This window comes from Cytobacillus sp. S13-E01, from assembly GCF_029193815.1.
In the GTDB taxonomy this organism is placed as follows: Bacteria; Bacillota; Bacilli; order Bacillales; family Bacillaceae_L; genus Bacillus_BV.
Genome location: NZ_JARFVC010000062.1, coordinates 1 through 8,356, shown reverse-complemented (window position 1 = coordinate 8,356; position 8,356 = coordinate 1). Strand labels below are relative to the sequence as shown.

The window sequence follows — 8,356 nt, the reverse complement described above, 5'->3', positions numbered from 1 at the left end:
TTTAACAAGAGAAAAAGATTTGGAAAAAGCATAGGAAAAAGAAGCCCTGGTTACTTCATTAAACAAGCAAAATATCGTTTTTTAATTACAGAGGGTAGTGTGCATGAGGTAAATACGTGGAAATATAAGGCGTCTCAATATGACCATATTATAAACGATACAAATAAAAAACAGCTATCTAAAAGGTGGCATGAATTACCGAATGGATTAAAAATCCAAAGAGATCTTTACTCAGCGTTTCTGCTTTATTGTTCTGAAGATACCTTAGAAAAACCAAATAGAAATAAATGTCTACAAGAATTTAATTCTTTTTACGATAAACATCAATACTGTATTGAACAAATAAGAAACAACCGTGTAGTTGTTTTAAATAGTGGAATTAAAATAAACAAAGTCGTATCTTAATTTTAAAAACAGGGGTTTGACTTCGCCTCTGTCTTCACATGAAGAGAAAACAGACGCCAATGTGGGCGGTGGATCGCTTGTCTGTTGGTTTTCACCCCTGTAGTTAGTGCGTAACGCCGATGGGAGTTCGACTCCATGTACGCTTGCGAGAATCTATATGTGAGAACCCACGTGGGCTTGCCCCGTGGAGTGAGTCAGATCACCATTAAGGACATTGGTTACTTACAAACTGAAATTCAATGCGAGGGCTGTTCAAAAGAAATATGTTGTTTTGACTAATTCGAAAGCTTTGAACAGACTTAGCTAGTAAATATACGGTACTTACTACAAAAAACTTCTTTTCCAGGTGGAGAAGAAGTTTTTTGTATTCGGCTTAAACAACATTTCCAAACACTACTCAAGTGCTTTTTTAGCCAGGAGTGAAATGGTCATATCATCCATTGGCGGATTATGCAGTCCTGCCCTTACGTCCCGGTAGTAGCGTTGGAGAGGATTATCTTTAAATAAACTTTTAGAACCCACGATTCGCATAGCGTAGTCCACAACAGATACTGCAGTATTTGTTGCTACATATTTAGCAGCAGCCAATTCAGCACTCATCTCATTTCGATTATCATAATTATCCCATTTCTCAGCTACCGAAAATAAAAAATGACGAGCTTGCATAAGCTCTATTTCCATCTTTCCAATTAATCTTTGTACATTAGGTAAATCCATAATAGGTCCCGATAAACTATTAGGTGAATAGGTTTTCGAGAACTGGACTGCATAGTTTCTTGCAGCTTGTGCAATTCCTAAATAACATGCTGGAATATGAAGCAGCCAGCCATTCGACTCTTTCTGAGGTGATTTTACTTCTACAAGAAATTTATCATCAACTTTAACGTTATTTAGGACTAAATCATGACTACCTGTTCCTCGCATTGAAATTGTATCCCAATTTTCCTTGATCTCGACTCCTTTTATATCTCGCCTAATGAGAAATTCGCCGATATCACTTTCACCTTCAATTGACGCAGTGACTAAAAAGATATCTAAGGCTTTAGCCATTGTAGTAAATGTTTTCCTACCATTGATACACCATTTGTCACCTTCTTTTTTTGCGGAGGTTTGAGGTCTTCCACCTCTAGTCGGACTTCCTGTGTGCGGCTCACTAGCCGCCCTATTTAGAAGAGCACCTTTACTAACTTCAAACATAATGTCATTGAAGAGATGTTTATCCCATGGCCTCTTTTCATGAAGATCCATAATGATTCCCAAGTGCCAACCTATTGCTAAAGCCGTTGATCCACAACCCCGGGCTAGTCGTTCTTGATATAATAGTAATTCATATAAGGATATTTCCTTACCATTAAACTCTGTTCCTAAAGTGAGTGTCGTATAGCCAGCTTTGATTAAATCCCTGATATTTTGGTGAGGAAATTCTCCAGATTCATCAATTTGTTTTGCTCTCTTTGAAAAACTGTCTGCTAAAAAACCAACTTTTAAGAGTTCGTTTTCTTGATCTAAAGTTTTTGCAAAAGACATAATTCACCACCCTTTACGTCCTTTTTAGATTAAGGATTTTCCCTTTTAATTATAACAAAACAAGTGAGTTTATATATCTTTCAATTCCTATATTATCCTTTCTCTACCTAAAAAAGCTCTCAAGTTAGTTTTTTGGACTACTGAGAGGGTTTTTGAATGCTAAAAAGCTATTTGATTACATTACAAAAGGACTCCTATCCAGGAGTCCTAAGTTATTACTTTTGAACGTTAGTTGCTTGTGGTCCACGAGCGCCTTGTTCGATTTCGAAAGAAACTGTTTGACCTTCTTCTAAAGATTTGAAACCTTCGCCTTGGATTGCACTGAAATGTACGAATACATCGTCTTGTCCTTCAACTTCGATGAAGCCGAAACCTTTTTCTGCATTAAACCATTTAACTTTACCTTGTAACATATATGTTCCTCCTGTTGTGGCTATTATCCACATTGTATTACTATTCTTGCTCTAGCATAATCTTTCAAGACGGTAACCAACTTACGAAGAAAATCCTTCTTTCAGTCTTATTCGAACAAAAATAATTAACATAATCATAGCATCCTTAATGTACTTTTTCAAGAATTTTGTGTAATATTGGGAAAGATTAACCAGTGAAAATCAACCTTTACATTCACATATTATTTGATTTCTAGCAGTTCTACGGGGTAAACCTTATTTTTTTGTTATCAATTCAAAGTATAGATTCCTTAGTGTCGAAGTTTTGTAACTCTCTAGTTTCCGTCTATCTACTGGATGTTTGTTAACTCCATTTAATTTTAATTGTTGTACATACCAACCCTTTGAACCGTGGTAAGCCATTGTGTTTTCCCCTTTCTACCTTTACTTGTCCTATATGTATGCATGCGCTTTTTATTTAATGTTAGGGGAATAGATTTATTTTATATAAAGTCATAAAGCGATTTTTCAGTTGTCTATTCCACTAGATAATACACCTTTACGCATATTAGCCATTCACAAGATTATTCAACTTAACATGTCTAGACAACTACACAACATATTTGGTAAAGTATAGCTAATAAACCATAAGGATTGGAGATCTAACATGACTTTTTTAATAAAAGGCTTGCGGGTATATAGTGAATCCGAAATTATCGAAAATGGTTATGTTGTCATTAATAACGGCAAAATTTCATCATTTGGTGAGTTAGATAAATTACAAGATATTAATATTGAGCACGTTAATGTAGTTGAAGTATCAAAAAATGATAGTATCGTCCCTGGTATGATTGATATCCATATCCACGGGTCCGGTGGCGCTGACATTATGGACTCAACTACAGCTGCGCTTGATACAATAACCTCTATCCTCCCTCAGGAGGGCACAACTAGCTTTTTAGGAACGACCATCACACAAAAGAATGAAGCAATTGAAAATGCACTTGCGAATGCTGCTAATTATATAAATACCGGTAATCCACCAGGAACGGCCGAAATACTTGGTATCCATTTAGAGGGACCTTTCATATCTCCATTGAATGCAGGTGCACAGCCAAAAGAACATATTATCCATCCGAATATAGAGCTTTTTAAAAAATGGATGGAGATTGCGCATGGAAAGATAAAGCTGGTAACATTAGCACCCGAAGCTGAAAATGGGTTAGAGTTTGTTCAATATTTATCAAATCAAAATATAATAGCATCAATAGGTCATTCAAATGCTACTTATCACGACGTGTTAACTTCACAAAAGGCCGGATTACAACATGCCACCCACCTTTTTAATCAAATGAGAGGATTACATCATCGTGAGCCTGGTGTCGTTGGAGCAGTCTTTATGCAGACGTCACTGTTTGCTGAATTAATTGTAGATGGTATTCATGTTGATCCCGTAATTGTCAATTTAACGTACAATCAAATTGGAAAAGAGCGTATCATTCTTATCACTGATTCAATTCGGGCAAAATTTTTAGATGATGGCACGTACGATCTCGGAGGCCAGGAAGTCACAGTACATAACGGTAAGGCCATCCTATCTGATGGGACTCTAGCTGGTAGTATTTTAAAAATGAATGACGCATTAAAGAACTTCATGAACTATACAGGCTGTGCCCTCACAGATGTTATTCAAATGGGTTCTGTTAATCCTGCAAAACAATTAGGAGTTTTCGACAGAAAAGGGAGTATTACAATCGGTAAAGATGCAGACTTAGTTATACTTGATGAAAATCTACAAGTTAAAATGACGATTTGTCGTGGTGAAATAGCGTTCAAACGTGAGGATGTGAATCTGATATGAAACTAAGAGTTGTTGAAAGTTACGATGAAATGAGCAAACTTACAGCCAAGGAAATAGTCACACGTATAACTACCAATCACTCCTTTACACTTGGTCTAGCAACAGGTAGTACTCCTGAAGGCGTATATAAAAGTTTAATTGAAGAACACAAGCGAAATGGGATTTCTTTTGAAAATGTGTCCACTTTTAATTTAGATGAGTATATCGGGCTAGACCCTATTCATAAAAATAGCTATCACTGTTTCATGCAACAAAAGCTTTTTTCTTATATCAATATTTTTAAAAGCAATATTCACATCCCAAAAGGGAACACAAGTAATCATCAAGAAGAGTGCCTACATTATGAGTCAATAATTAAAGCGTCGGGTGGAATTGCTCTACAAATTTTAGGAATTGGAAAAAACGGGCATATCGGATTTAATGAACCAGGGACAGACTTTTCTAGTCGTACCCACATCGTTAACCTTACCGAATCAACTAGGGCAGCCAACGCAAGGTTCTTTTCTACACCAGAAGAGGTTCCGACACAAGCAATTACAATGGGTATCTCATCCATTTTAGATAGTAAAGAAATATTTCTATTAGTTTCCGGTCACCAAAAGGCAGAGGCACTGCACAAACTATTAACTACCGACTGTGATAATATGTTCCCTGCCTCTTCACTTAAAAATCATAGCAATGTAACGATTATCGCAGATTCAGATGCGGCCACACTACTTTAATTGAAACTTACACATAGTCTATAACAAAGGTAGACAGAAAGGAGTCCTATTTGATTAACAAAAATTCACCCATCCCAATTTACCATCAGCTAGAAGAATATATAAAAAATGAAATTGAAAAAGGCATTCTGAAAACAGACCAAGCAATTCCTTCTGAGCGCGAATATTCGGAGCTGTATAACATTAGTCGTATGACCGTTCGTCAAGCTTTAAACAACCTAGTACATGATGGTTATTTGTATCGTCATAAAGGTAAAGGAACATTTGTTGGAAAACAAAAGGTTGAACAAAGGCTTCAAGGGTTAACAAGTTTTACAGAAGACATGATTGAACGCGGGCTAGAACCAAGCAGTAAGCTACTACACTTTGAAATAGTTCCTGCTAGTACTAGTATCGCAGACAAGCTAGGTTTGAAAGAAAATTCACCAGTATATGAAATCCAACGTGTACGTTTGGCGGATGGTACACCGATGGCTTTTGAAACCACCTATTTGCCAGCAAATCTAGTGATGGGAGTAACAGAAGACATAATAAACCACTCTCTCTACAAGTATATAGAGGATAACTTAAGTCTGGTAATTGAGAATGCTACACAGTACTTGGAGGCTTCAATTGCAAAAGATCCAGAGGTCAAGTACCTTGAACTTGATAAGGGGTCACCAATTTTACTCATCTCTACTACGACCTTTTTAAGTGACAATACACCCTTCGAATATGTGATGGCAGCCTATCGGGCTGATCGATACAAGTTTATTAATCAGCTAAAAAGGAATAAGTAACAACTGCAGCTTTAATACTAGCTGTAGTTTTTTATTGTTTATACTTGATTGAACTTGAAAATACTATACATACAGTATTTCGCTTCGGTGGGGTGGATTGATGAATAAAGTAACTTTTGGTTGGATTATAACGGGTTGTGTTATCGCATTTTTTCTCATATCATTCTTCTACTTAAGCTTTGATGTTGTCATTAATTATCAAAAAGGTTTTTGGGATTAGTCACTGGTCGTGCACCCCAGGTGAATCATAAATATATTTTTATTGCAAAAGTAAAAACAGATGATATATACCATCACCTGCTCTACAAAAATGGCCACTATAGCTCTTGTAATTGATCTACAGGAACTGTATTTTTATCTACATGTCTTTCTCTTAAGTGAACAGTTGCTGTATTTCCTTGTTCATCACAGCTATCAATCCAAACTGAAGCACCGTTGTAGTGAACCGTTATATCCTCGGGAGAAGTTAGAATTTGTTTCACTCTACGAATATCCATCTAATATCACTCCTTCACGTTAGTATTCACTATAGTTTCTTAAAGAAAAAGGAATTTTATGCAGAAATATCTATTTATTGTACAAACTAATAAGAAAAGCGCAGGGCGCCCGCCTATCGGCGACAAGCATAAGACGAGCCCTGACTGAAGGCGTTCTTAGCCTTCGGGAAGGGATTGGCTTATGACCTCGAGCCGATGGCGCCCGGAGCTAGACACTAAAACTAGGTTCAAATTTTTATACTCCCTCATTAAAGTAAGGTTTTTCTCTTGTTTTCTCTGTTTTTCTCAGTATTTCAAATTTCAATAAGACTGCACTTTAATGGACTAACAGAACTTTATTTGTATTTTAGAGGAGGAGGACATAGTTAAATAAACCCTCTTCTTCTATTTTTTTACAAAAAAGGATAATATCTAGAAATATGGTCGCTATTGGATCCCACAATGTTCATGGCGGCACACCCTCCCATTTCTCACGGCGTCATATGAAAAATATGCGCATACATTCCTTCGTTCTGCCTATCCATGAAGTGGGGTCGGCGATGCTTTCTTGCGGGGTCATTGCCCAATAGTATAAATGCTTGCCGACTGCTCCTAGCTTCTGTTGTAAGTCTTCTTCAAATTGAAACAACTTTAAAATACTTCGACTACTAAGTGAATAAAAAATGAGAATTAAATATTGTCATCGATACTACTGTTTATGTTATATAAATCTTCGACTATTTTCTGCACCTAACTTCTTTTTGATCACTTTACCCTATCCTTTTAAGCAGCTTCTTGCATACTAAAATGAGGAATATCTTGTAACATTTTAGCTGGTTCAAACTCAATTTGTTTCTTTCCAATCGTAAATAAAATACGAATTAATTTACAACATATAGCGATGATAGACTGCTTCTTTTTTAATGGATTTTCATTTCGTGTAATAAAGTACTGATGTAGTGCCTTAAATGCAGGATTTTGAGCTACAAGAGGCAACACGACTTTAAACAATAGTGCCCTTAATTTAGGACGCCCTCGTTTAGTAATAATTGTTTGCCCTTTCCACTTTCCTGATGTAGCTAGTTTTAAGTTTAATCCTGCTAACTTAACAATTTGGTCGGGATGTGAGTACTTTTGTAAATCACCGACTTCTGCAAAAAAGGAGGCTACTGTAACTTGTCCAATACCTTTAATATCTCCCATCTCTCTCGCCCCTGGAACATCTTGTATGATGTTCTCTACTTCACTCCAGACGCTCTCTAATTGTTCTGAAAGAAGATCGTATTGGTCTAGTAAGCTTTTTAATTTTAACCTAGCTAGACTTCGCCCCTCTTTAATGCCTACTGAACGAAGGGCAACGTTTTTCAACTGAACAACCTTCTTTATTCCCACACCTTTTTTAACTTCTTTACGAATTTCAGCTAGAATTTCCAAGTCTTCACGCTCTAATAACTCATCAGGAAAAAGTCCCATTCTTAGAACTTGTAGAGAAGCTTTTCCATCCCACTTCCCAAAGACCGTTAAATATTCAGGAAAGAAACGGTCGAGCCATTGGTGAACTATATTTTTCACAGCTGTTAGGTCCTGTACCAATTGGTTATATAGGTTCATACCTTCACGTAAATCCGAGTATATACCTTCCGGTAAATTGGGCTCCGAATATCTTCCGCCCTCAATAAGTCTAGAGATAACTCTAGCATCCTTGAAATCATTCTTAGTAGGAGAATTGTCATCTAACTCCTTTGTTTGCTTAACATGAGCTGGATTAACTACAACCACCTTTTTTCCTTTTTCTTTTAGCCAATAAGCCAACGGAAGCCAATAATGTCCAGTAGGTTCCATCCCAATGATGACATCTTCCTTAGACTGTTTAGCTTTGATTTGATTTAACCAGTTTATGAAACCTTCAAAACCCTCATATGTGTTTAAAAATGTATGAGCTTTTCCAAATTGTATACCTCTATAATCTTGTGCTCTTGCGACATGCTTATGTTTAGCAATGTCAACCCCTATAATTAAGGTTTTTTCTGTAAGTTGCAGAATCTTGTCATTTTGTTTATACTTCATTTTATGTCCTCCTTTGGTTATTAAATGTCCTTTGCGCTGATCAGCTTGGACACTTTGTATCATACCAAGGAGGCTTATTTTATTCAAATCTCATTTTGCTTTAATACAGGAATGCTTTCTTATCTTT

General features: G+C 36.5%; 8 protein-coding genes and 1 pseudogene. 4 read left to right on the top strand and 5 right to left on the bottom strand.

Annotation, left to right across the window (positions count from 1 at the left end; translation table 11 throughout):
* Window positions 1–405, top strand: a pseudogene (locus PY093_RS20895) (RNA-guided endonuclease TnpB family protein); the annotation flags it as partial.
* A 393-nt stretch (window positions 406–798) separates the two neighbouring features.
* On the opposite strand, the gene PY093_RS20890 reads toward PY093_RS20895, so the two are convergent.
* The 3 genes from PY093_RS20890 to PY093_RS20880 form a co-directional block, all read right to left on the bottom strand.
* Window positions 799–1,932, bottom strand: coding sequence for an acyl-CoA dehydrogenase family protein (locus PY093_RS20890; RefSeq protein ID WP_275647683.1), 1,134 nt, complete (start codon window positions 1,930–1,932; stop codon window positions 799–801).
* 215 nt (window positions 1,933–2,147) lie between these two features.
* Window positions 2,148–2,345, bottom strand: coding sequence for a cold-shock protein (locus PY093_RS20885; protein WP_204420134.1), 198 nt, complete (start codon window positions 2,343–2,345; stop codon window positions 2,148–2,150).
* A gap of 255 nt (window positions 2,346–2,600) precedes the next feature.
* Window positions 2,601–2,747, bottom strand: a complete 147-nt coding sequence (locus PY093_RS20880) for a YflJ family protein (RefSeq protein WP_275647682.1) — start codon at window positions 2,745–2,747, stop codon at window positions 2,601–2,603.
* Between the two features lie 244 nt (window positions 2,748–2,991).
* On the opposite strand from PY093_RS20880, the gene nagA reads away from it, so the two are divergent.
* The 3 genes from nagA to PY093_RS20865 are packed head-to-tail and all read left to right on the top strand — an operon-like array spanning window position 2,992 to window position 5,686.
* Complete coding sequence (nagA, locus tag PY093_RS20875) at window positions 2,992–4,185, top strand: N-acetylglucosamine-6-phosphate deacetylase (RefSeq protein WP_275647681.1); 1,194 nt, start codon at window positions 2,992–2,994, stop codon at window positions 4,183–4,185.
* Window positions 4,182–4,907, top strand: a complete 726-nt coding sequence (nagB, locus tag PY093_RS20870) for a glucosamine-6-phosphate deaminase (protein ID WP_275647680.1) — start codon at window positions 4,182–4,184, stop codon at window positions 4,905–4,907. The genes nagA and nagB overlap by 4 nt, the downstream gene beginning before the upstream one ends.
* Window positions 4,908–4,957: 50 nt before the next feature.
* Window positions 4,958–5,686: a GntR family transcriptional regulator gene (locus PY093_RS20865; RefSeq protein WP_275647679.1), complete on the top strand. Its 729-nt coding sequence runs from the start codon at window positions 4,958–4,960 to the stop codon at window positions 5,684–5,686.
* A gap of 317 nt (window positions 5,687–6,003) precedes the next feature.
* Here PY093_RS20865 and PY093_RS20860 read toward each other — a convergent pair whose 3' ends face one another.
* Window positions 6,004–6,183, bottom strand: a complete 180-nt coding sequence (locus PY093_RS20860; RefSeq protein ID WP_275647678.1) for an H-type small acid-soluble spore protein — start codon at window positions 6,181–6,183, stop codon at window positions 6,004–6,006.
* Between the two features lie 762 nt (window positions 6,184–6,945).
* Window positions 6,946–8,229 carry an IS110 family RNA-guided transposase gene (locus PY093_RS20855; RefSeq protein WP_275645258.1) on the bottom strand — a complete coding sequence of 428 codons (1,284 nt, stop codon included), beginning with the start codon at window positions 8,227–8,229 and terminating at the stop codon, window positions 6,946–6,948.
* Window positions 8,230–8,356: the final 127 nt, after the last annotated feature.

What these genes read in the sequence shown, in the direction of transcription:
- PY093_RS20860 (WP_275647678.1), bottom strand. Translation starts at nt 6,183, where the DNA reads ATGGATATTCGTAGAGTGAAACAAATTCTAACTTCTCCCGAGGATATA.
- nagB (WP_275647680.1), top strand. Translation starts at nt 4,182, where the DNA reads ATGAAACTAAGAGTTGTTGAAAGTTACGATGAAATGAGCAAACTTACA.
- PY093_RS20885 (WP_204420134.1), bottom strand. Translation starts at nt 2,345, where the DNA reads ATGTTACAAGGTAAAGTTAAATGGTTTAATGCAGAAAAAGGTTTCGGC.
- PY093_RS20880 (WP_275647682.1), bottom strand. Translation starts at nt 2,747, where the DNA reads ATGGCTTACCACGGTTCAAAGGGTTGGTATGTACAACAATTAAAATTA.
- PY093_RS20890 (WP_275647683.1), bottom strand. Translation starts at nt 1,932, where the DNA reads ATGTCTTTTGCAAAAACTTTAGATCAAGAAAACGAACTCTTAAAAGTT.
- PY093_RS20855 (WP_275645258.1), bottom strand. Translation starts at nt 8,229, where the DNA reads ATGAAGTATAAACAAAATGACAAGATTCTGCAACTTACAGAAAAAACC.
- nagA (WP_275647681.1), top strand. Translation starts at nt 2,992, where the DNA reads ATGACTTTTTTAATAAAAGGCTTGCGGGTATATAGTGAATCCGAAATT.